At 63.6% G+C, this 21,721-nt stretch carries 18 protein-coding genes; 11 read left to right on the top strand and 7 right to left on the bottom strand.

Translation table 11 applies throughout. The annotated features are described in order from the left end of the window. Window positions 1-49 precede the first annotated feature (49 nt). Window positions 50-1,645, bottom strand: coding sequence for a uracil-xanthine permease family protein (locus HALLA_RS14175; protein ID WP_049954161.1), 1,596 nt, complete (start codon window positions 1,643-1,645; stop codon window positions 50-52). Window positions 1,646-1,854: 209 nt separating this feature from the next. Between HALLA_RS14175 and HALLA_RS14180 the strand changes: the two genes are divergently transcribed. Further along, entirely contained in the window at window positions 1,855-3,237 is a 1,383-nt protein-coding gene (locus HALLA_RS14180; protein ID WP_049954162.1) for a dihydroorotase, read from the top strand. Between the two features lie 77 nt (window positions 3,238-3,314). Here the strand turns inward: HALLA_RS14180 and HALLA_RS14185 are convergent, their stop codons facing one another. Then, window positions 3,315-4,550, bottom strand: a complete 1,236-nt coding sequence (locus HALLA_RS14185) for a M20 family metallo-hydrolase (protein ID WP_049954163.1) — start codon at window positions 4,548-4,550, stop codon at window positions 3,315-3,317. Between the two features lie 161 nt (window positions 4,551-4,711). Between HALLA_RS14185 and HALLA_RS14190 the strand changes: the two genes are divergently transcribed. Beyond that, window positions 4,712-5,086, top strand: coding sequence for a VOC family protein (locus HALLA_RS14190; protein ID WP_049954164.1), 375 nt, complete (start codon window positions 4,712-4,714; stop codon window positions 5,084-5,086). Window position 5,087: 1 nt separating this feature from the next. On the opposite strand, the gene HALLA_RS14195 is transcribed toward HALLA_RS14190, so the two are convergent. Beyond that, window positions 5,088-5,579 (bottom strand): Lrp/AsnC family transcriptional regulator, encoded by a 492-nt coding sequence (locus HALLA_RS14195; protein WP_049954165.1) that lies wholly within the window; start codon window positions 5,577-5,579, stop codon window positions 5,088-5,090. A 145-nt stretch (window positions 5,580-5,724) separates the two neighbouring features. Between HALLA_RS14195 and HALLA_RS14200 the strand changes: the two genes are divergently transcribed. The 4 genes from HALLA_RS14200 (at window position 5,725) to HALLA_RS14215 (ending at window position 11,642) form a co-directional block, all read left to right on the top strand. Beyond that, window positions 5,725-6,129 (top strand): hypothetical protein, encoded by a 405-nt coding sequence (locus HALLA_RS14200; protein WP_157231398.1) that lies wholly within the window; start codon window positions 5,725-5,727, stop codon window positions 6,127-6,129. 271 nt (window positions 6,130-6,400) lie between these two features. Further along, complete coding sequence (locus HALLA_RS14205; protein ID WP_049954168.1) at window positions 6,401-7,729, top strand: aminotransferase family protein; 1,329 nt, start codon at window positions 6,401-6,403, stop codon at window positions 7,727-7,729. A 3-nt stretch (window positions 7,730-7,732) separates the two neighbouring features. Further along, window positions 7,733-9,586: an aldehyde ferredoxin oxidoreductase family protein gene (locus tag HALLA_RS14210; RefSeq protein WP_049954169.1), complete on the top strand. Its 1,854-nt coding sequence runs from the start codon at window positions 7,733-7,735 to the stop codon at window positions 9,584-9,586. 169 nt (window positions 9,587-9,755) lie between these two features. Continuing rightward, a complete protein-coding gene (locus HALLA_RS14215; protein ID WP_049954170.1) occupies window positions 9,756-11,642 on the top strand; it encodes a CocE/NonD family hydrolase in 1,887 nt (628 codons plus the stop codon). Window positions 11,643-11,716: 74 nt separating this feature from the next. Here HALLA_RS14215 and HALLA_RS14220 read toward each other — a convergent pair whose 3' ends face one another. Beyond that, window positions 11,717-12,880, bottom strand: a complete 1,164-nt coding sequence (locus HALLA_RS14220) for an MFS transporter (RefSeq protein WP_049954171.1) — start codon at window positions 12,878-12,880, stop codon at window positions 11,717-11,719. A gap of 120 nt (window positions 12,881-13,000) precedes the next feature. Between HALLA_RS14220 and HALLA_RS14225 the strand changes: the two genes are divergently transcribed. After that, entirely contained in the window at window positions 13,001-14,368 is a 1,368-nt protein-coding gene (locus HALLA_RS14225) for a uracil-xanthine permease family protein (protein WP_049954172.1), read from the top strand. A gap of 53 nt (window positions 14,369-14,421) precedes the next feature. On the opposite strand, the gene HALLA_RS14230 is transcribed toward HALLA_RS14225, so the two are convergent. Continuing rightward, entirely contained in the window at window positions 14,422-15,465 is a 1,044-nt protein-coding gene (locus tag HALLA_RS14230) for an alcohol dehydrogenase catalytic domain-containing protein (protein WP_049954173.1), read from the bottom strand. Between the two features lie 120 nt (window positions 15,466-15,585). On the opposite strand from HALLA_RS14230, the gene HALLA_RS14235 reads away from it, so the two are divergent. Next, the gene (locus HALLA_RS14235; protein WP_049954174.1) at window positions 15,586-16,011 is read left to right on the top strand and encodes a universal stress protein; all 426 of its coding nucleotides are present in this window, start codon (window positions 15,586-15,588) and stop codon (window positions 16,009-16,011) included. A gap of 47 nt (window positions 16,012-16,058) precedes the next feature. Here the strand turns inward: HALLA_RS14235 and codB are convergent, their stop codons facing one another. Next, complete coding sequence (gene codB / locus HALLA_RS14240) at window positions 16,059-17,447, bottom strand: cytosine permease (protein WP_084569045.1); 1,389 nt, start codon at window positions 17,445-17,447, stop codon at window positions 16,059-16,061. A 152-nt stretch (window positions 17,448-17,599) separates the two neighbouring features. On the opposite strand from codB, the gene HALLA_RS14245 reads away from it, so the two are divergent. Continuing rightward, entirely contained in the window at window positions 17,600-18,898 is a 1,299-nt protein-coding gene (locus tag HALLA_RS14245) for a cytosine deaminase (RefSeq protein WP_049954175.1), read from the top strand. Between the two features lie 58 nt (window positions 18,899-18,956). Here the strand turns inward: HALLA_RS14245 and HALLA_RS14250 are convergent, their stop codons facing one another. Beyond that, on the bottom strand, window positions 18,957-19,715 hold the full coding sequence (locus HALLA_RS14250) for a cyclase family protein (RefSeq protein ID WP_049954176.1): 759 nt from the start codon (window positions 19,713-19,715) through the stop codon (window positions 18,957-18,959). Between the two features lie 376 nt (window positions 19,716-20,091). On the opposite strand from HALLA_RS14250, the gene HALLA_RS14255 reads away from it, so the two are divergent. Then, window positions 20,092-20,991, top strand: coding sequence for an FAD binding domain-containing protein (locus HALLA_RS14255; protein ID WP_049954177.1), 900 nt, complete (start codon window positions 20,092-20,094; stop codon window positions 20,989-20,991). A gap of 75 nt (window positions 20,992-21,066) precedes the next feature. Next, window positions 21,067-21,558 carry a CoxG family protein gene (locus HALLA_RS14260; protein ID WP_049954559.1) on the top strand — a complete coding sequence of 164 codons (492 nt, stop codon included), beginning with the start codon at window positions 21,067-21,069 and terminating at the stop codon, window positions 21,556-21,558. Window positions 21,559-21,721: the final 163 nt, after the last annotated feature.

The raw sequence follows: 21,721 nt of genomic DNA on the forward strand, positions 1-21,721 counted from the left end.
ACCGTCCCCCGTCTCGAACTTGCTGTGGCGTCCCGAACTACCGAGGCGGTCAGTCGGCGCGGTCGACCGGCTTCGATCTGTCGTCCGAACCCAGTCGTTCGAAGAACGTGACGAAATCGTCTTCGTCCTCCGAGAGTTCGTCCCAGGCGTCGATACCGCGCTCTTCGGTCGTCCCTTCGATGGTGTTGTCGAGGACGAACGCGATGATGCCCCCGATGGCCATTCCGGTGCCGAGGATGACGAACAACGTCTGTGCGACGAGTTCAGTTCCTAACACCGGGCCGAGGACGGCGACGCCCTCGAGTCCAGCCTGAAAGTCGGATACGGCGCCAACGTTGGCGATGTAGTTCGGAATTGCGAGTCCCGAGAACAGCGCGATGCCGACGATGAACACGTTGCGGTTCTTGTCGAGGTCGACGTACTTCAGGTTCGAGAGACCGACCGCGGTAATCTGCCCGAACATTGCGAGGAACAGCGCACCGACGATCGGATTGGGAATGGTAGCGACCAGTTGGCCGAAGTAGCCGACGAAGCCGACGATCAGCATGACGATCGCCCCGATCTGGACGACGTATCGGGAAGCCACGCCGGTGATACCGATGGCGCCGACGTTCTCGGAGTACGACGTCGATCCGTTTCCGGTTCCCATGATCCCGGCGAAGAGATTGCCCAGACCTTCCATGCCGATACCGTGATTGATGCGTTTCTTGCTGGGTGCGGCCATCCCCGACAGTCGAGCGACGGCGAAGTAATCGCCGTAGCTCTCGAGCATGGACGCGACGACGCCGGCGAACATCCCGATGATGAACGACGTCGTGAACGTTGGTACTCCCCACTGGAACGGTGTGATCGGTTGAATGGCCGACGCCGAGGTAACGGTTCCGAAATCGATGAATCCGGCCGCACCGCTGCCGTAGACCCCAGCCACTGACAGCAGCGCAGCGATGAGCCATGCAGATCCGACTCCCAGCAGAATCGGGTAGAGGCGGAACACGCTGTGGTACTTATCGAGGTACTGCGAGAACGCGATGATCAGCACCAGGGTGAGCCCGAACAGCCACCAGTCCTGGCCCGCGCTCGTGATCTGTCCCGTATTGAACAGTGCGAGACCGATGAGGGCGATGGTCGGTGCGATGACCACGGGTGAGAGGAATCGCTTTAGCGTCCCCATCACTCCCAGGTATCCGATCACCACTTCTGCTAGCGCGGCAACGATGATCGCCCCCTGCAGTTCGCGTAACATCAGTTCGTATCCGACTCCTTGGGCGCCGAGGGCGGCGATGATCGCCGTCGCGGGGGCGATCATCGAGAACGTCCCGCCCTGGACGATCGGATACCGATTACCGATCGTCGTCTGGGCGAGCGTCGCGATACCCGAGACGACGAAGAAGGTGCCGATCAGTTGTGCCTGATCCGCCTCGGGCATACCGCCGCCCGCTGCCTGTATCGCTCCGATGAGCACCAACGGGATTGCGATGGTCGAACCGATCATCGTGAGGTAATGCTGGAACCCCAGGACGATCGACTGCAAAAGCGGCGGTTTGTCTTCGATGCTGTACTCGACGAAATCCGATTCCTCCGGCGGCGTCACGTTCCCCTCCGCTGCCGCGATGCCGTCGTCGGTCGGTGGATTGTTGTCTGTCATAACGTGTCTCTAATACTGCGTGTGAATCTCATCCGTGAACTGTACGCCTCATAATTCAAGGACTATTACTTAAGTCTATTGCAAGATAGGGGGTATGACCCATTCGAAAATTATGAAATTCATTGAATATGGGCCATTGAATACGACAGATATTAGCCTATATCCGACCGAAACCTATATTTGTTATTTCCAATCACATATGATTGGACATGGTAGATACACTCATACGCGGTGGCACGGTTGTCACGGAAAGTGACACGTTCGAGGCCGACATCGGAATCACGGGCGAACGGATCGTTACCGTTGGGGACGAAACCGAGATGAGCGAGGCCGAGACGGTTGTTGATGCAACGGACAAACTGGTTTTACCCGGCGTCGTCGACCCGCACGTCCACATCGACGACATGTTCTCGTTCGACACGTACGAGAGTGCCTCGAAAGCAGCAGCCCTCGGCGGCACGACCACCTTCATCGACTTCGCCTGGGAGGCCTGGGTCGGCGAAACAAGCCTGTGGGATGAGCCGGGAACGATTCTCGAGGGAATCGAACGAAAGCGCGACAAAGCGGAGAAGCCCGTCGTCGACTTCGGACTGCACGGCGCGATCACTCGAGAGGACGAGTCAGTCTTCGAGGAAATCGAAGCCGTCATCGAGGCGGGCGTGCCGACGTTCAAGCTCTTTACCGCCTACGAGTTCGGACTGCGCAACGGCTTCATGGATCGGACGTTTCGCGAACTCGCAGACCACGACGCGATCGCCGTCTTGCACTCCGAAGACGCCGACCTCCTCGATTACCTGGCCGACCGCTTCCAGGCGGAGGGGAAAGGTGATCCCGAGTGGTATCCTCGTTCCCGGCCCGATTACGCGGAAGCGATGGCAGCCGAAGACGCCGTCCGGATGGCGATGGAGGCGGGCTGTCGGTACTACGGAATCCACACGACCTGCCGGAAATCCGCCGAGGTGCTCGCACAGTACCGCGAAGCGTTCGGCGAGGAGATGGTTCGCGCGGAGACGTGTACCCATTACACCACGCTGGACGACTCGATTTTCGAGGAGATGGGTCTCCTTCCGATGATCGCGCCGCCGATTCGGAAACCCGCTGACAACGACGCGATGTTCGAGCACTTAGCGCGCGGCACGCTGGACGTCGTCTCGACGGACCACTGTGGCTACACGAAAGAGAGCAAGCAGGTCGACAACTGGTGGGACAGCAAGTTCGGCGCGAACGCCCTCCAGACCAGCCTCCCGGTCTTTCACGACGAAGCGATCAACGAGCGCGACTACTCGTACCCGTTTCTCGTCCGCACGATGTGTACGAACCCGGCTCGAGTGTTCGGCCTGTCCGAGAAGGGGACGCTCGAGCCGGGAACCGACGCCGACGTCCTCGTGTTCGATCCCGAGGCGACCTACACGATCACGGCCGAGGACAACGCGAGCGTCGCCGACTTCTCGATCTACGAGGGGCGGGAGGTCACCGGTCGCGTCGAAAAGACGTTCGTGCGAGGAGAGCTCGTGGCCGATGACGGCGAGATCGTCGGCGAGCCGGGACACGGACGGTTCGTCGAGCGCGACCTCCCCGACTGGGAGTTCTGATCGGCGGTCCCAACGCTGGGAATCGAGAATTGCGACGGTACGGTGGGAGGGCTCTCGGTCGTCCGAATCGTTTCTGCTTATTCGTCGGTCGCGAGGCGGTAGGCCGCGTTGGCGATGGTGTTCGCCGCCGAGTAACAGTCGTCCCAGCTGGTGTATTCATCTTCGTTGTGGCTCTTGCCGTCCTCGCTCACCGCAAATACCATACTGGTGTCACAGATGTCGGTCAGATGGACGGCATCGTGGCCAGCACCGCTGAAGATGCGCATGCTGTCGTAGCCCAGATCGTCCGCAGATGCCTGGACGGCGTCGATACACGTGTCGGCGAACTCGACGCTGTCCGACTGGTGGCGTTGCTCCCACTCCCAGTCGAGCCCCTCGCGCTGTGCCGCTGTCTGCGCTTCGGCGAGAACCCGTTCTTTGGCCTCCGCGACGATCTCGTCGGACGGGTCGCGGAACCCGAACGTGATCGTTACCTCCTCAGGGATGATGTTGATGGAGTTGGGCTGTGCGTCGACGTAGCCGACCGTCCCGACGGTTCGGTCGCCGAGCGTTCCTGGGATCCGCCGAACCTGAGTAATCACGTCCGCGGCCGCGACTAGCGCGTCGTTGCGATAGTGCATCGGCGTTGGCCCGGAGTGATCTGCCTCGCCGTAGAACGTGATCGCTCCCCAGTAGAAGCCGACGACGCCCGTGACGACGCCGACGTCTTTTTCCTCGAGTTCGAGGTACGGACCCTGCTCAATGTGGAGCTCGAGGTACGCCTCGTAGTCGTTCTGTGGCTCGACCGGTATGTCCCCCCGGTAGCCGATACGCTCGAGTTCGTCACCCAACCGCTCGCCGTTCTCGTCGGTCCGGTCGTACTCCGCGTCGATGTCGTGGACTCCGGCCCAGACGCCGCTGCCTTGCATCGCCGGCTGGAAGCGCGATCCCTCCTCGTTGGTCCAGTTGACGATCTCGATCGGGTGCTCCGTGACCCTGCCTTCCTCCTCTAGGGTGCGGAGCAACTCGAGGGGTGCGATCACGCCGAGGGCTCCGTCGTAGATCCCGCCGTAGGGCTGGGAGTCGAGGTGCGAACCGATCAGGATCGGATCGGCGTCGGGATCCGTTCCCTCGCGCCGAGCGAACATATTGCCGAACGCGTCGACTCGGACCTCGAGGCCGAGCGCCTCGAGCTGATCGCGAAACCAGTCCCGAATCGCCTTGTCCTCGTCGGAGAGAGCCAGCCGGTGGAGTCCCCCGCCGTCGGTAGCGCCGATATCGGCCTGTTCCTTCATCGTTTCGATAAACCGCTCCCTGTCAATCTCGATCGACATACGTCCACTGACAGTGCGACACATATTAACTATTGTCCAGCCGTGGCTCTATTGTTGGATGTATATCCGCACACGCTCGGATTGTCGGATCTGATTGCGCTATTTCGGTCTCGAGTTGGATCGAGCCAAGCTATAAGTGGACGGGGAGGGTCCGGAGGTGCATGCACGCCACCCACACTGCCGTCCAGGTGAGCGACCTCGAAGCGACCACCGCGTTCTACGAGGACGTTCTCGGCCTGTCGTACCAGCGAGAGTTCACGGGTGAGGACGGGGTCCGAAACTACTACGTCGGAACCGACGCTGGCGCGAGTCTCCAGTTCAAGTACGATCCAAACGGTGACGACGACGTCGAGCCGTCCGGAATCGACCACCTCGCGTTCGCGGTCGACGACGTCGACGCGACCTTCGAACGGGTCGTCGACGAATCGGGGTGTGACGTCTTCCTCGAGCCGACGACGTTCGACGCCGCGGACAGACGCGCGGGGTTCGTCTACGACCCGGACGGATACGTCGTGGAGTTCGTTCAGCCAGTCTGAGTTACTCCGTTACGTCGTCGGCGTCACGTAGCGTCTCCACCTCGTAGCCAGCGAACGAGTCGTAATCGTCTTTGATCGTCGAGATGACGAAGTTCGACATCGTCCGCTGGATGCCGTCGATGGCCTCGAACTGCGAGAACATTCGCTCGACCATGTCGCGGTCCGTGAGCCGGGAAATAACGACGAAGTCGACGTCCCCCATCGTGAAAAAGACCTGCTTGACGCCCTCGACCGCTCCGATCTGCTCGCCGACGCGGTTGTGGTACTCTTCGTCGTAGACCGCGATGACCTCCGAGATGACGGTGATCTCGAGGCCGGCCGCCGCCAGATCGAACTCGTAGAGGTCGTTTTTGATGATGCCCTGCTCGCGAAGCTTCTGTATCCGATAGTGGACGGTCGACGTGGGAATGTCTGTCTCCTCGGAGATCCGCTCGGAGCTACTCGTCTCGAGTTCCGAGATGGCGATCAGGATTTGGGCATCGCGTTCGTCCATACACCGAAAAGCGCGGGCCCCCCTCAAAGTCCTTGTGTCGGTCCGTCACTCGAGGGTTTGTCCCATCGGTCGCGAGCCAGATGACACGAGTTCGCCCGTCGTTTCGACCACAACAGTAACGGCGGTGACGGATCATGGTGTACTCGTGTCTACCGAAAACGCGCCAGACGGGGTCGACGCGACGAAGACGTTTGCCCTTCGCCGCGGCAACGCGCTCACGCTCGCGGACGACCACGTCTACGTCGACCGGGGGGACGATACGCCGATTCGCTTCGCCTTCGAGGATATCGTCGAAGTCCAGTACGATTCGTTCGATTGGTTTCTCGCCGTACTCAGCGTCATACTCGTGCTGTTCGGCGGCTATTCGACGACCGAGAACGTCCTCGGAGGGCTCGGATTCGCCGCCGCCGGCGTCGGTAGTTTCTACCTGACCTACCGAAAGCGCGGGAAACTCTCGTTCAACGTAACCGGGCGCTCGAAACCGCTCATCGTCTACCCCGAACACTCCGAGGCCGCCTACGAGGCGTTCCGACCTCATATGTCGGAGTGAGAGACGGCGCTGTCTCGAGTCGCACTCTTGGTAGTCTCTCGCGACCATCAGTATTCTCGAGAACGATTCGCTCGAGCGTGTGCTCGCACAGTTGTATCGAGGGAGGTTTGGATAACGGAATTGGTTCTGTCCGCTCCCCAACGGGTTGGCGTCACCGGGTGGCCAAGATATTAGTTTTTCATATAGGCCAACTCCCTATTAGTTGGATTTCAACCAATGTTATGCGATATTATAGGAATAGCTTTTACCTTCGCGTTCCATGCGGGATGATATGGCTAGTGAGTCATCGACACTCAACGATGTCGAACGCACGGACAAACGGTACGTCTTCGGGACGTGGTCCTATCAGAGCGAGGTGAGTCCGACGCAGGTCGTCAGCGGCGACGGTGCCCGGTTCACGACGGCCGACGGCGAGGAGTACCTCGATCTCTCCGGGCAGTTGATGTGCTCGAACCTCGGCCACTCCGCGGATCGGGTCGCCGACGCGATCGCCGAACAGGCCAGCGAGGGCGCGTACTTCGCACCCGGGTACGCGACGGAAGCCAGGGCGAAACTCGGCGAGAAACTCGCCGAGGTGACGCCCGGTGACCTCTCCAAGACGTTCTTTTCGACGAGCGGCACGGAAGCCGTCGAGGCCGCCATCAAGATCGCCCGCTTCTATACGGGCAAGCAGAAGATCCTCTCGCGGTACCGCTCGTACCACGGCGCGACCTACGGTTCGATCAGCGTCACCGGTGATCCCCGCAGACTCGCGGCTGAACCCGGTATTCCAGGGACGATCAAAGCCCCAGATCCCTACGCCTACGGCTCGACGCTCGAGCCGATGGAGAGCATAGAGTACATCGACGAGATGCTCGAACTCGAGGGCGACACCGTCGCGGCCGTCCTCGTCGAACCGATCGTGGGCTCTAACGGCATCCTCGTCCCGCCCGATGAGTACCTACCCAGGCTCAAGGAGATCGCTCACGATCACGGGGCCCTGCTCATCTGCGACGAGGTGATGGCCGGGTTCGGCCGCACCGGCGAGTGGTTCGGCTGTGATGTCTTCGACGTCACCCCCGACATCATGACGATGGCAAAGGGACTGACCGGCGCCTACCAGCCCCTCGGGGCGACCATCGTCACCCCCGAGATCGCCGACCACTTCGAGGAGAACATGTTCTGTCACGGCCACACCTACGCCGGCCATCCCGTCGCCTGTGCGGCCGGCCTCGCTGCCATCGAGACCTACGAACGGGAGAACCTGATCGAACGGGCCCGAGAGACCGGCGCTTACCTCGGCGACCGCCTCGAGGAACTCGGCGCGGACCACCCGAGCGTCGGCGAGGTTCGGGGCATCGGGATGTTCCGCGGCATCGAACTCACGAAGTCTCCCACCGAACGCGTTCCGTTCGGTCACCGCGAGGACAAGGTCTCGAAAGGGACTACCGTCGTCGATGAAGTCGCTGCTCGCGCCGCCGACGAGGGCGTTTACGTGGCGAACATGATCAACACGCTGATCATCGCGCCGCCGCTCGTGTTGACGACCGAGGAGGTCGACGAGGGGGTCGACGCGCTGGACATCGCGCTCGAGCACGCCGACGGCGCGATGGAGGACTAACGGATGAGCGACCTGCCATCGACGTACGGTGGGGAGATCCTCCACGTCTACCTCGATAGCGGCGAGACCGAACGCGAGGAACTCGCGCTCGAGGACGCACGGCTGTTCCTCGGCGGCAACGGGCTCGCCGTCGAACTCGTCGCCGACCGCGTCCCGCCGTCGGCCGACCCGTTCGACGCGGACAACGTCGTCGTCTTCGCCGTCGGGCCGATGAACGCCACCCCGTTTCAGAGCACGAGCCGCGGGGTCGTCGGCTTCGTCAGTCCGATGACCAACGGCTTCTTCGACAGCACGTTCGGCGGGACGTTCCCGCGGGCCCAGAAGACGACGGGGTTCGAAGCCATCGCGTTACACGGAGCCGCCGACGAACTCTCGTACGTGCGTATCACCGAGGACGGCGCGTCCGTCGAACCCGCTGTGGACCTTGCTGGCCAGGGAACCTACGAGACCTGCGAGGCGGTTCGCGAACGCGAGGGCGTCGGCTACGACACCCACGTCATCGCCGCCGGGCCGGCCGGCGAGAACCAGGTGCGCTACGCCTGCCTGTTACACGAGTCAGAGCGTCGCGAGGGCGTCGCCGGTCGGGGCGGCAGCGGAGCGGTACTGGGATCGAAGAACGTCAAAGCCGTCGCGATCCGTGAGGGTGAGTTCGAACCCGAACTCGCGGACGCCGACGGCCTCCGAAAACTCGCGACGGGGCGGATGAAGCCGTTGATGGAGGGGACCGAGATGCTTCAGGAGTACGGAACCAGCGGGCTCGTGAACCCGATAAACGAGATGGGAAAGCTCGGCCAGCACAACAACCGCTACGAGCAAACGACCCCGGAGAACGCCGAAGCGATAAGCGGCGAGCGCTTTCGAGAGGAGTTCGTCACCGAGGACACCACCTGTGCTAACTGCGCGGTCGCCTGCGGCAAGCATATCGCCGTCCAGTCGGCGGGAATCACCGAGGCGAAGATCCCCGAGTTCGAGAGCCTCTTCGGGACTGCCACGATGCAGGAGGTCTACGACGTCAAACGCGTCATGGAGGCGAACGACCTCTGTGACCGGCTGGGGATGGACACCATCAGCTGGGGCGTGACCGTCGCGTTCGCCCGGGAGTGCTACGAGGAGGGACTGCTTCCCGAAGACGCGTCCCCCCACCTCGAGTTCGGTGACGCCGAGGGGCTCGTCGAACTCGCGAAACTGACCGCGCGGCGCGAGGGCATCGGCGACCGCCTCGCCGCGGGATCGTTCCGGCTCGCCGAATCACTCGACGCCGAGGAGGCGACGCGGTACCTCCACGGCGCGAAGGGGCTCGAGTTCGCGGCTCACTCCCCGCGCGGTCTCAAGGGGATGGCGATCGGGTACGCAACCTCGACGCGGGGCGGCTCGCACCACGATACGCGTCCGACCCTCCAGTATCAGGCGGAACACGACGAGACGACCGACGGGACCGCCGAGTTCGCCGCCCGCTCCCAACACTTCACCGCCGTCGGCGACTCGCTGACCCAGTGTCGGTTCGTCAGCGAAGGCGGCTGGGGAGAGCGGCTTAACGAACGCTACGCGGAGGCCGTGCAGTATGCGACCGGGTGGGACCTCGACGTCGACGACATCGAACGCATCGGCGAGCGAATCTACAACCTTGAACGGCTCGTCAACGTCCAGCGGGGGATCGCGGGCCGCGAGGACGATACGCTCCCCTACCGCGTCATGCACGAGGCGATTCCGGACGGACCGGCCGCCGGGATGTTCTGTCCGCCCGAGGAACTCGAGGCCATGCTCGAGGAGTACTACGCGTTCCGCGGCTGGGACGACGACGGCCGCCCGACCGACGAGACGCTTGAGCGCCTCGACCTCGAGCGGTTCGCTGCCTGAACAACCCTTTCGAATCGTCTGTCGGCGATTAGCGCCGTCGCTGGCACGGTGTGTGGATCGACAGCAAGTGGATCGACCAGAAATAGGGTGGATCGACCTGAACGGTAGTTCCGACGATGGGGTCCGTGGGGAATGAACTAATACCTCTCGGGAAAATTCATACGATGTAATGGTTTCCGATCCGGAGTACGCGGTCCACGCCGAGTTGAACGTACAGGTCGAAACGCGCGATGGAATACACCTCGCGACCGATATCTACCGTCCCGCAGACCCGGAGACGGGTGAGCCGATCGACGAACCGAAGCCGGTCCTGCTCGACCGGACGCCCTACGGCAAGCGCGGGCGCATGGAACGACACGGCGAGTGGTACGCCAAACGCGGCTACGTCGTCGCGATACAGGACTGTCGCGGCCGCTTCGACAGCGAGGGCGAGTACTACATCTTCAAGAACGAACCCGAAGACGGCTACGACGCCGTCGAGTGGCTCGCCGAACGACCCTACTGCGACGGGCAGGTCGGCACCTTCGGCACCTCCTACGGCGCGTGGGTCCAGAGCGCGCTCGCGACCCAGGACCCGCCCCACCTCGAGGCCATGTTCGTCAATCAGGGCGCGGCGAACGGCCGAAAGGCGACGTTCCGACACAACGGCGCGTTCGAACTGCGTTGGCTCGCCTGGGCCTTTACCCTCGGCGGCGGGTTCGCCAAACGCGCGCTCGAGAACGAGGACGTCCAGCAGCGTCTGGCCAACGTCGACGTCGGCGACGTCCTCGAGAACGGCCCGGTTCAGCGCGGACAGTCGCCGCTGCGGCACATCCCCGACTACGAGGAGTGGGCCTTCGACATCATGACGCAGGGAAGCGCCAGCGACGACCTCTGGCAGGAACCTGGCTTTAACTTCGAGGCGTTCTACGACGAGTCGGCCGACGTGCCTACCGTCTACTCGGGCGCGTGGTACGACTCCTACACGAAGGCGACCTGTGACAACTTCGAGGCGCTGGCCGAGCGCAAGGACAGCGACCACTACCTGCTGATGGGGCCCTGGACCCACGGCTGGAACACGTATCCGCTGCCCTCCTGGAACAAGTCCTACTCGGGAGAACTCGAGTTCGGCGAGGCGGCCCTGCGGGACTACCAGGAGACCAGGCTGCGATTCTTCGATCACTACCTCAAGGGCGAAGACACCTGGTCGGACCAGCCGACGGTCCAGTACTTCGAGATGGGGACTGGCGACGGCTCCCGGTCCGGCGACCGACTCTTCCACGGCGGCGAGTGGCGCTCGGCGTCGGCGTGGCCGCTCCCCGATACCGAGTTCGAGACCTATTACGTCCACGGCGACGGGACGCTCTCGACGGAGCAGCCGACCGCAGAGAACGATTCGACCACCTACGAGTTCGACCCCAAAGACCCTGTCCCGACGCTCGGCGGCAACTGTTCGTCGTACATCACCTACGAGCAACGCGAGGAGAACATCCTCGAGTATCCACTCGCCCAGCGCAAACTGCAGGACCTCACCGGTCGAGGCGGCTACGATCAACGGACCCGGCCCGACACGCTCGGAGCCGACGAACCCTACGGCCCGCTCGAGCAGCGAAGCGACGTGCTGGTCTATCGCACCTCGCCGCTCGAGGAGGCGGTCGAGGTTACGGGCCCGATCAACGTAACCGTCTACGGGTCGACCGACGCGCCGGACACCGACTTCACGGCGAAGCTGATCGACGAGTATCCGGCAAGCGAGGACTTCCCCAACGGCTTCGCGGTCAACGTCTCGGACTCGATCTGTCGCGGCCGGTATCGCGGCTACCGCGACGAACCGGACTTCCTCGAGGCCGGCGAGGTTTACGCGTTCGAGATGGAGCCGTACCCGACGTCGACCGTCTTCGAGGAAGGCCACCGGATCCGGCTCGATATCTCCTCGTCGAACTACCCGCGCTTCGACGTGAACCACAACACGGGCGGTCCGCTCTACGGCGACCGCGAGTACAACGTGGCGACCAACACGGTCCACCACGACAGCGAGTACGCGACGCGGATCGAACTGCCGGTCCAGCCGCGGTAACCGCTCCAGTTTCTTCCGGTTTCCGTCCCCGACGCGGCCCCGTTGGACTCTCGTTGGTACACGGGTACGCGCTTTCAGTGCCCGATCGTTCGAACCCAGAGCAGCCAGATCGCACCGACCGAGAGTCCCATCGCCGCGAAGCCCGCCGCGTATCCCGCCGTCGCCGTCAGCAATCGGCCGACGAGCCACGGGTACGCGAGCGCTCCGGCGTTCCCGACGAGTAACATTCCCGAAAGCGTCACGCCCGAGTCGTCGGTCAGTTCCGAGAACGCGAGGCTAAACAGCGGCCCGAACGGAATCCCGAAGCCGAAACCGGTCAGGACGAGTCCCGCGGCGATTCCGATCGCTGACTGCGCTGCGATCGACGCTGCAAGGCCGCCGAGGACGATCGTCAGGCCGAGCAACGACCCTGCTACCGTGGCCCGCTCGCCGTAGCCTCGAGACAGCCACCCGCCCAGGCCGCGGCCCAGCACCGTCGCCAGCGCGAAGCCGACGAGGACGGCGACTGCCGGGACGGCCGCGGTGGCGAGGACCTCCGTGTACCACGTCGCCGCGACCATCAGGAAGCCGAACGTCGCCATGTTTCCGAGACCGAGCGCGAGGCCGCCGGCCGACGTGAAGGGCTCGATGTACGCCCGAAAGGGAGCGATCGCGTTTCCGGTGACCGGTGTTAACCGCAGGGTCAACGCGGCCCCGAGAAGCGTGCTTGCGGCCGCGGCGAGCACCGGTGCGATCGGGCCGAGCGCATCGACTGCAGGCGGACTCGCCGCGAGGGCGACGGCCAGACCCAGCGTGAACAGCGCGCCGAGCATCCCCTGGGCGGTCGCGGTGTCGGCTCCGGTCGTCCGAAGCCCGACGTACTTCATGCCGGCGACGAACGCCGTTCCCTGCCCCAGACCGAGCAGGAGCCGGGAGAGGTACGTCGTCTCGAGTGTCACGCCGGCCCCGATAGCGATGCCGACGCCGGCTCCAGCGAGGCCGAGCGCGCCGACCCGTTCGACCCGCATCGTTCGCGTGAGCCGATCGGCGGGAACGACCGCAAGCAGTTGGCCGAGCAAGAACAACGACATGCCGAACCCGGCTGCATCGGGCCCGACCCCGCTCGCGATAAGCAGCGTCACGTATGTCCCGTAGGAGCCAACGGCGAGCCCGAGGCCGAACAGTCCGACGCCGACGGCACCGACCGCTCGCCACGGGATCGACTGGCTACCCGTCGCCGTCTCCTTCGCGGTTGCCATTGACGTGTCCAACCCGTTACCTCACTAAATGCATTGCGGCGACGGTGATCGACGAGTAATTGACCCTGCGCGCGACGACTCCGGAGTAAGCTATATACGTACCTGATCGCATCTGGACACATGGTGGATGGTAACACTGAACGCCGTCCGGCGCCGGACGATGACCAACTGATCGAGTACGGCATCGAAGACAAGCCGCCGCTGGCGGAGGCGATTCCGCTGGGGATGCAACACCTGCTGGCGATGTTCCTCTCGACGGTCGCGTTACCGCTCGTGATCGCGGGTGCGATCGGCCTCGACGGCGCTGAAACAACGTTTATCGTACAGATGGCGCTGCTGGTCGCCGGGGTCGCGACGATCGTGCAGGTCTACTCGATCGGTCCGGTCGGGGCGCGGCTTCCGATCGTAATGGGCACGAGCGCTATCTTCGTCGCCCCGCTTATCAACATCGGCGGGACCTACGGCATTGGGGCTATCTTCGGTGCGGTCATCATCGCCGCGCCCGTCGAGATCGTTATCGGGTACTTCTACGAAGACCTTCGTCGATTGTTCCCACCGCTCGTGACGGGGATCGTCGTGATGCTCGTCGGTCTGACGCTGATTCCGGTCGCTATGGAGTACTCCGCGGGCGGCGTCGGATCCGAGGACTTCGGCGCGTTGCACAACCTCGGCCTCGCGGGGCTCGTATTCGTCCTCGCGATCGGGTTGAATCAGTACTTCGAGGGCTTCGTCTCGATCTCGAGCATCCTGATCGCGGTCGTCGTCGGCTACCTCGTCGCTTACCCGCTCGGCTTGCTCGACCTCTCGGGCGTGGCCGAGGCGGCGTGGATCGAAGCGCCGACGCCGCTACAGTTCGGCGTCGAGTTCCACCCGAGCGCGATCGTGATCGCCGCGTTCGCCTACGTTATCACCTCGATCGAGACGATCGGGGACATCGAGGGGACCACGGGGACGGTCGATCGACGCGCAACCTCCGACGAGATGAGCGGTGGCCTCATCGCAGACGGCGTCATGAGCATGCTCGCCGGCGTGTTCAACGCGTTCCCCAACACCTCGTTCTCCCAGAACGTCGGGCTCATCGGCTTTACCGGCGTCGCCAGTCGATTCGTCGTCGGCATCTGCGGCGTGTTCCTCGTGATCCTCGGACTCGTACCGAAAGTCGCTGCCGTCGCCGCCGCGATGCCCGATCCCGTTCTCGGCGGCGCTGCGGTCGTCCTGTTCGGGATGATCTTTTCGATCGGACTCCGGATCGTGGCGGACCGCGTGGAACTCGAGCGACGGAACCTGACGATCATCGCCGCCTCCGTGGTCCTCGGCGTCGGCGTCGAAACCACGCCCGAGATACTCGAGCAACTACCGGAGTCCGTGAGCGTGCTGGTCGGCTCCGGATTGCTGGTCGGCGGGGTTACGGCGCTCGTGCTCAATCTGGTGCTTCCCGGCGACGGCGGACTGGGCGGCGGGTCGAGTCAGACGCCGATGTCCGACTAACCGCGAGAAGATGAGATACGCTGTTTTTCTCTCTGTCATCGGGGTAGCATCGACTAGGGCTCGAAAACGACCATCCCGTGACTCTCGCCGTTTCGAATCCGCTCGTGGGCTGCGGGCACCTCTTCGAGGCCGATGCGTTCGGAGATGATCGGATCGATCCGACCGGCGGCGAACAGTTCGCCGGCTCTGACCACCTCGTCTTTCGTCGCGTACCGCGACCCGAGCAGCGCTCCTTCTTTCACGACGAACTCCTTTAGCAGCGGCGCGAACGAGCGCTCGTGGTGGGTCGTCAGCGTGACGATCTGGCCGCCCATTCCCAGGGCCTCCCAGGCCGCCTCGAGCGTTTCAACATCACCGACGGTATCGACGACGACCGTCGGGCCGCGTTCGGTCGGTGCTGCCTCGCGGAGTCGGTCGGCGAACCCCTCCCCGCGGGCGTCGATCGGCGTCACCATCCCGCCGGTTACGCGGTCGACGTGCTCGAGGCGTTCGTCGTCGATGTCCGCCGCGAGCACTCGAGCGCCTCGCCGGGCGGCCAGCTGCGAGAGGTGAATACCAACCCGTCCTGCAGCGCCGATAACGACGACGGTGTCGGTGTCGTCGATTCCGGTTCGCCGGCAGATGTGAAGCGGCGTCGCGAGTCCGTCGGTGGCGATCGCTCCCGCGGCGAAACTCGCCCCGTCGGGCAGGGGAAGGACGTTCGTCGCCGGGGCGACCGCCTTCTCGGCGTACGCGCCGTCGCAGTTCACGCCGTACCAGCCCTCGACGTCCAGACACTGATTCGTCTCGCCGCGCCGGCAGGCGCTACAGTCGCCACACGAGAGATAGAAGTACGCGAGGACGCGATCCCCCGGCCGCACCCCCTCGACGCCGTCGCCAATCGCGTCGACGATTCCGGCAAACTCGTGGCCCGGTATCCGCGGGGTGAGCGTGGGATCGTCCACGAGCCCACCTTGAATCGCGTTTTCGATCGTCCGGGTGACGCCACAGGCGCGAACGTCGATTCGAACCTCGCCCGGCCCGGGCTCGGGTTCCGGCACCGTTTCGACCGAGAGCGATCCGCCCCACTCCTCGAGAACGCAGGCTTTCATACTCATACGTCCGAGTGTCTCGCGCGAGGCTAATAGCGTTACCCCCGGGTGAGAGCCATTCCCCTTCTTTCTCGCCTCCCTAACTGTCGGTGAAAGTATAATACTACTGCGGTCCGTATAGAGCGTATGGCCGACCGAATTCTGGTTCCAGTCGATGGATCGGACCGATCAGACGAGACGCTCGAGTACGCGATGGAGACGTTTCCCGACGCAGAGATCACGGCGCTGCACGTCGTCGAAGTGGGACAGGGCGACATCGGCACGTTCTCCGCGATGACGGGGGACGTTCCCGGCGACGAGGCCGAACTGGAACGCTCCGAGGGGATCCTCGAGGCCGCTCGCGAGCGCGGCGAGGAACACGGCGTCGAGATCGAGACCGAACGCGGACGCGGACGCCCCGACCGCCTGATCGTCAGACGGGCCGAGGACGGTAACTACGACCTGATCGTCATCGGCAGTCACGGTCGAGACGGCCTCGCGCGGGTGCTTCTCGGAAGCGTCGCGGAGAAAGTCACGCGGCGGTCGCCGGTGCCGGTGTTGGTCGCTCGATAGGAACGTTCGAAAACGGCCGCCGAACTCTGCCGTCTATTTTCGCCCGCTCAGACCCGGTCGGCGTCCTCGGGGATCTCGTGGGCGGGAAGCAGGCCGGGTTTCTCGAGGGCGTAGTAGCCGACGACGTGGACGACCGCCGCCGCGATCATCCCGTTGAGTGCGGCGATTCCGGGAAGCGGTGCCGCGACCGTGAGCCCCGGAAGCACCGACCCGGCGGTCAGAACGGCGACGAGACAGCCGGCGACGTACGCGATGATGCTCGTCCACCGAATGCTCGTGAACCGGACGTCACTCATTCGCGGAATCGCTCCCCGCCAGCACAGCAGAAAGTCGACGATGATGATCGCACCGAGCGGCGGGACGTACTGGCCCAGCAACTCGAGCCACGGCAGGAGGAGGCTGTCCGCGCCCGCGAGGGCCAGACCGATCCCGACGAAACAGCCCACGATGACGAACGGCCGCTTTCGGTCGAAGTCGAAGGCTTCCGCCCCCGCGACGCTGAACGCGTAGGCCGCGTTGTCGTTGGTCGTCCAGATGTTCAAGATCAGCGCGATCAGGCCGACGGTCGCCAGCCCCTGTGCGACCAGCACTTCGTAGAGATCGCCCGATGGCGTCACGTCGTAGACGGCCCCGCCGACCGCGCCGCTGAGAAAGAGAAAGCTGTTTCCGACGAGGAAGGCGATCAACCCGGCCCAGAACGCGACTCGAGAGTTGATCGCAAAGCGCGCCCAGTTCGGGGCCTGCGTGCCGGCGCTGATGAACGTTCCAACGACGATGGTCACCGCGAGGCCGAACGACATCTCGCCGCCCCCAACCTGGGACAGCAGCCCGTCGATACCGCCGGCGTCGCCCAGCGCGAGGACGATCGAGAGGACGCCGACGATCACGAGGAACGGCACTGCAATATAGGACAGCTTCTCCATCCCGTCGTATCCGAAGTACGCGGTCAGCATGTGCATCAACCCCCAGACGACGATTAACCCGCTGAGCATCGCCGCGCTCTCGAGTCCTAGGTAGGTCGCTGTCGGCACCGCGACCATCGGAATGGTTACGCCGAACCAGCCGACCTGGGTCCCACCCAGCAGGAGATCGGCCCACTTCGCGCCGATCTGGCCGAAGGAGTACCGGGCCAGCAGGACCGTCGTCAATCCGGCTCTCGCGGAGATTGCACAGAGCAGCGCGACGTAGCCCCCGAGGATAATGTGGCCGACGACCATCGCCGAGAGCATTTCCTGGAACCCCATCGCCGCGCTGACCTCCGCCCCTGCCCACATCGTCCCCGCGAAGAAGACGAGACCGAGCAGAACCGCCGAGAGACTGACCAGCCCCTTTCGTTCGTCCTTCGGAACGTGCTCGAGCGGATAGTCGGGGTCGGGGAGGCTCTCGTCTCCGAATACGATACGCCGCCAGTCGAAGCCACCGTCGCGTGTTGCCATGGTACATGACAGCTCACCCCGAGATAATGAATGTTTTGGACAACTGACCAAGGCTTCGTGGCATAATTTCTGATATGCGAATGATTTCCGCCAAGCGGTTCTGGCCTGGCACCCACGGAACTATTATCGGGGTGGGCGACAGTCGTAGGGACATGACCACGTGGCTCATCACCGACGCGACGACGCTCGAGGGATCCGCGGTCGACATCGCGATTGAGGACGGCACGATCTCCCGGATCGAGGACGCCGGCTCGATCGATCCGTCGGTCGCTCCCGAGGATCGGCGGTACGACGCCAACGGCAGGCTCGTGACGCCGACGCTGACCGAACCGCACATCCATCTCGACGCGACGCTCACCGCCGGCGAACCGAGCTGGAACGAATCGGGCACCCTCGCCGAGGGAATCGGCATCTGGGGAGACCGAAAGGAGACGCTCGAGACCGACGACGTGAAAGACAGAGCCGAGCGGGCCATCGAGTGGATGGCGGCAAACGGCATCACCCGCGTTCGGACGCACGCGGATACGACCGAGGAGTCGCTGACGGGCGTTCGCGCCCTGCTCGAGTTGCGCGAGGAGGTCTCGGATCTGGTCGACCTGCAGGTCGTCGCCTTCCCGCAGGACGGCGTCTTTACCGCAGACTCCCACGAGGACCTGCTTCGGGAGTCCCTCGAGATGGGTGCCGATCTCGTCGGCGCGATCCCGCACAACGAACACACCCGCGAGGACGGCGTCGCCTCGGTCGAACTCGCGATGGACCTCGCCGAGCGGTACGACCGTCCGGTCGACATGCACATCGACGAGACGGACGATCCGGGCTCGAGATTCACGGAAGTGCTCGCGAGCGAGTCGATCAAACGGGGAATCGGCGACCGCGTCACGGCGAGTCACACAACGGCGATGCACTCCTATTCCAACGCCTACGCGGCGAAAGTCATCTCGCTGCTGGCCGAAAGCGGTGCCAGCGTGATAACCAATCCGCCGGACAACGCGGTCTTGCAGGGACGGTACGACGACTACCCGCGTCGTCGCGGCCACACTCGCATCGACGAGCTACTCGAGGCGGGCGTGACTGTCGGGCTTGGTCACGACTCGGTTATGGATCCGTGGTATCACTACGGGCGCGGCGATCAGCTCGATGCGGCGTTCGTCCTGTTGCACTACGCCCACATGAGCGGGCGGAACGACGTGGGGCCGCTCTGGGAGATGCTCACGACGGCGAACGCCGCGGTCTTCGGCGTCGACGACTACGGCCTCTCCGTCGGCGCAACAGGCTCGCTGGTCGTCTACGACGCGCCGGACCCGTTCAACGCGCTTCGAACGCGCGCGCCGCGAACGCTGGTCCTCAAGGATGGTCGGGAAATCGCTCGCACCGAACCCGCGAAGACGCGCGTGCTCCGCGATGGCGACGGTGGGAACCAGACCGAACGCGATATCGATTTCCACCGCTGACGGGCAATTCTGCGGTCGGTGGGTTACTCGCGATAAAACGTGAAAAGCGGTCGGTCCCTTATTTGAACGCGACGCAGCGACAGACGCTCGACTCGCCGCCGCGGAAGCGCCACGGGAAGGTACCAATCTGGACGCGCTCGTTGAGCAGTTCCTCGGGGACCTGCGCGTTCTCGACGTGGATGATTCCCTCCGGGAACAGCTCGTTGTGCATGAGCTGATAGCCCTCCGGCGGGAAGATCTCGTCTAAGTCGTCGACGCCGAGGGCGTCTTCGGCTTCCGACGCGAGGTCGGGACGGATGTCGCGGATGATCGTGTTCATCGGGTGGTCCGCGCTTCCGCAGTCGAGAAGGAGGTAGTTGATCTCCATCTCCTTACACCAGTCGGCGAACTCCTGGTTCGGGCCGGGGTGCTTGCTGAAGAATCGGTCCGGATTGGCGTTTTCCTTGTGCCAGGCGTACTCCTGATAGCCCGTGTGGATGAACAGGATGTCGCCTTTCTGGACGTCACAGACGTCTTCGATCATCTCGCTCGTGTAGACGTCGTAGTCGCCGACCTTGTCCGAGATGTCCGCGACGACCGCGTCGCCGACGAGTTCGTCCAGACCCACCTGCTCGATGTCCCGGCCGCTGGCGACGAAGTGTTTCTCCCCGTCTAGGTGCGTCCCGGTGTGGTTCATGAACTCGATTTTCTGTCCGTTGACTTTCTCGGTATCGAGGCTCTTCTCGTACCACACCTTCGGATTGTCGTACGTGGGCCACGCAGGCGTATCCTGTGACCATGGCTGTGTCAGATCGTACATTTCATAGCCGTCTAGCATGACCTGAAGGTAGCCGGCCCCGCCACTTAAAGCTACGTGAACGGGAGAACGGATCCAGATCGAGACGTGTGACACAATCCGCGGTCGAGACGCTTCCCACTTTCCGAGTACCGCGGGACTCGAGCGGCCGGCCTCTCTGCCCGCGCTCCTGTCATTTGTGGGCATGCCAACTGCCAACAACACTTATTAGTACCGCTGGAATAATTGTACGGTATCCGTGTGACCGACAGATGACTATACGAACCACCGCCCAGTACGGACTCGAATCTACCCACCAGTCGCCGGCCCGCCGGCGCTCCCGCCGGTTCGCCTCGAGCGGACGGCCGCGAATCCGAGGGGAGCCCCGTGACGGGAGTGGACGCCGATTCGAGGGGCTATGAAACCAGCACCGTTTACACACCACCGCCCGGAGACGATCGAGGAGGCCCTCGAACTCCTCGAAGAGCTCGAGGACGCGGAGCTGATGGCGGGCAATCAGTCGCTCGGCATCGTGATGGCGAATCGGCTCGCGACGCCCGACCACCTCGTCGATCTCAACGGGATAGACGACCTCGCGTACATCGAGGAGAGCGAGGACGAAGTCCGGATCGGTGCAATGACGACCCACCGAACGCTCGAGCGCTCGGAACGACTCGCGGAGAGACTGCCGATGCTGCCCGATGCGGCCGGACAGATCGCCGGCCCCGCCGTTAGAAATCAGGGCACCGTCGGCGGCAGCCTCGGTGAGGCCGACCCGGCGGGTAACTACCCGGCGGCGCTGCTCGCGCTCGATGGATCGATCACGCTCCACTCGCTCGAGGGGACCCGATCGATACCCGTCAGCGAGTTCTTTATCGCGTACATGTTTACCGATCTTCGAGAGGAGGAACTCATCGAGAGCGTCTCCGTTCCGACCGAGCCGTTCCCGCCCGAGCGAACGGGAATGGCGTTCGTCGAACTCAAGCGGGCCGCCCAGACGTTCCCGACGGTCAGCGCGGCGACGTCGGTTCGCGTCGACGACCCGACCGCCGACGAGCCCGTTATCGAGGACGCGCGAATTGCACTCGCGAACGCGGCGGATATCCCGCTTCGAGTCGAAGACGCCGAATCGGTTCTGGAGGGAGCGCCGCTGTCCGAGGACGGACTCGCGGAAGTCGCCGAGATCGTCTCCGGATCGGTCACCCCCGAGGGCGAGATGCACGCGGATCGAGAGTACAAAGAAGAAGTCGCCGGCGAGTACGCCAAACGCTCGATAAAGCAAGCCTACGACGACGCCGTCGCGGCGTCGGATTCGTAGTCGTCACACCACTACCAACCAACTACCGTCGCAGCATACCAATCACACATGTTAGAATTCACTGGCGAAAACGAGATGGAACAGTCGAGAGAAGAATTGTGGCCCTACTTTACCGACCCGGATATCCTCGCGGAGTGTGCGCCGGGCTGTAAGGAGATGATCCTCGAGTCTCCCCATGAGATCACCGCGGTTCTTGCGGTCGGCGTCGGAAGCGTCAAACCCGAGTTCGAGGTCGAGGCGGTCGTGACGAACATCGAGTACCCCGAGGTGCTCGAGTTGACCGCGGTCGGACAGGCGCCGCGAAACGAGTTCGAGATGACGGCGACGATGGAGCTGATCGAACAGGACGACGGCGGAACGATCGTCGACTGGGAGGCCAAAGCCGACGTCTCGGGAACGATCGTTAGCCTGGGCAGTCGAGCGTTAAAGAGCGTGACCAACCGGCTGGTCAAGAAGTACTTCTCGGACATGCAGGCGATCATCGAGGAGGGGCGGGACGCCGAATCGAAACTCGAGGAAGCGCCGGACGACGCGACCGACGATCTGGACGTCGAAATCGAATCGTAGTCGAGAGCACCGTTTTCCACCGCCGGAGTTCCGTACTTCACTCAGTCTGCGCTGGTCACCCGAGAATGACCCGTGGTGTGTTGCGCGCGTAGACGCTTCTTGAGCAGTGTGGTGGATTCGTCGAACGAAAACGGAGATCGAACCGGTTACTCGAAGTTCCAAA

This window comes from Halostagnicola larsenii XH-48, assembly GCF_000517625.1.
GTDB classification, from domain to species: domain Archaea; phylum Halobacteriota; class Halobacteria; order Halobacteriales; family Natrialbaceae; genus Halostagnicola; species Halostagnicola larsenii.

Excerpts from the sequence above, each read along its gene's own strand:
- HALLA_RS14175 (WP_049954161.1), bottom strand. The coding sequence starts at position 1,645 with ATGACAGACAACAATCCACCGACCGACGACGGCATCGCGGCAGCGGAG.
- HALLA_RS14180 (WP_049954162.1), top strand. The coding sequence starts at position 1,855 with ATGGTAGATACACTCATACGCGGTGGCACGGTTGTCACGGAAAGTGAC.
- HALLA_RS14185 (WP_049954163.1), bottom strand. The coding sequence starts at position 4,550 with ATGTCGATCGAGATTGACAGGGAGCGGTTTATCGAAACGATGAAGGAA.
- HALLA_RS14190 (WP_049954164.1), top strand. The coding sequence starts at position 4,712 with ATGCACGCCACCCACACTGCCGTCCAGGTGAGCGACCTCGAAGCGACC.
- HALLA_RS14195 (WP_049954165.1), bottom strand. The coding sequence starts at position 5,579 with ATGGACGAACGCGATGCCCAAATCCTGATCGCCATCTCGGAACTCGAG.
- HALLA_RS14205 (WP_049954168.1), top strand. The coding sequence starts at position 6,401 with ATGGCTAGTGAGTCATCGACACTCAACGATGTCGAACGCACGGACAAA.
- HALLA_RS14210 (WP_049954169.1), top strand. The coding sequence starts at position 7,733 with ATGAGCGACCTGCCATCGACGTACGGTGGGGAGATCCTCCACGTCTAC.
- HALLA_RS14215 (WP_049954170.1), top strand. The coding sequence starts at position 9,756 with ATGGTTTCCGATCCGGAGTACGCGGTCCACGCCGAGTTGAACGTACAG.
- HALLA_RS14220 (WP_049954171.1), bottom strand. The coding sequence starts at position 12,880 with ATGGCAACCGCGAAGGAGACGGCGACGGGTAGCCAGTCGATCCCGTGG.
- HALLA_RS14225 (WP_049954172.1), top strand. The coding sequence starts at position 13,001 with ATGGTGGATGGTAACACTGAACGCCGTCCGGCGCCGGACGATGACCAA.
- HALLA_RS14230 (WP_049954173.1), bottom strand. The coding sequence starts at position 15,465 with ATGAGTATGAAAGCCTGCGTTCTCGAGGAGTGGGGCGGATCGCTCTCG.
- HALLA_RS14235 (WP_049954174.1), top strand. The coding sequence starts at position 15,586 with ATGGCCGACCGAATTCTGGTTCCAGTCGATGGATCGGACCGATCAGAC.
- codB (WP_084569045.1), bottom strand. The coding sequence starts at position 17,447 with ATGGCAACACGCGACGGTGGCTTCGACTGGCGGCGTATCGTATTCGGA.
- HALLA_RS14245 (WP_049954175.1), top strand. The coding sequence starts at position 17,600 with ATGACCACGTGGCTCATCACCGACGCGACGACGCTCGAGGGATCCGCG.
- HALLA_RS14250 (WP_049954176.1), bottom strand. The coding sequence starts at position 19,715 with ATGCTAGACGGCTATGAAATGTACGATCTGACACAGCCATGGTCACAG.
- HALLA_RS14255 (WP_049954177.1), top strand. The coding sequence starts at position 20,092 with ATGAAACCAGCACCGTTTACACACCACCGCCCGGAGACGATCGAGGAG.
- HALLA_RS14260 (WP_049954559.1), top strand. The coding sequence starts at position 21,067 with ATGGAACAGTCGAGAGAAGAATTGTGGCCCTACTTTACCGACCCGGAT.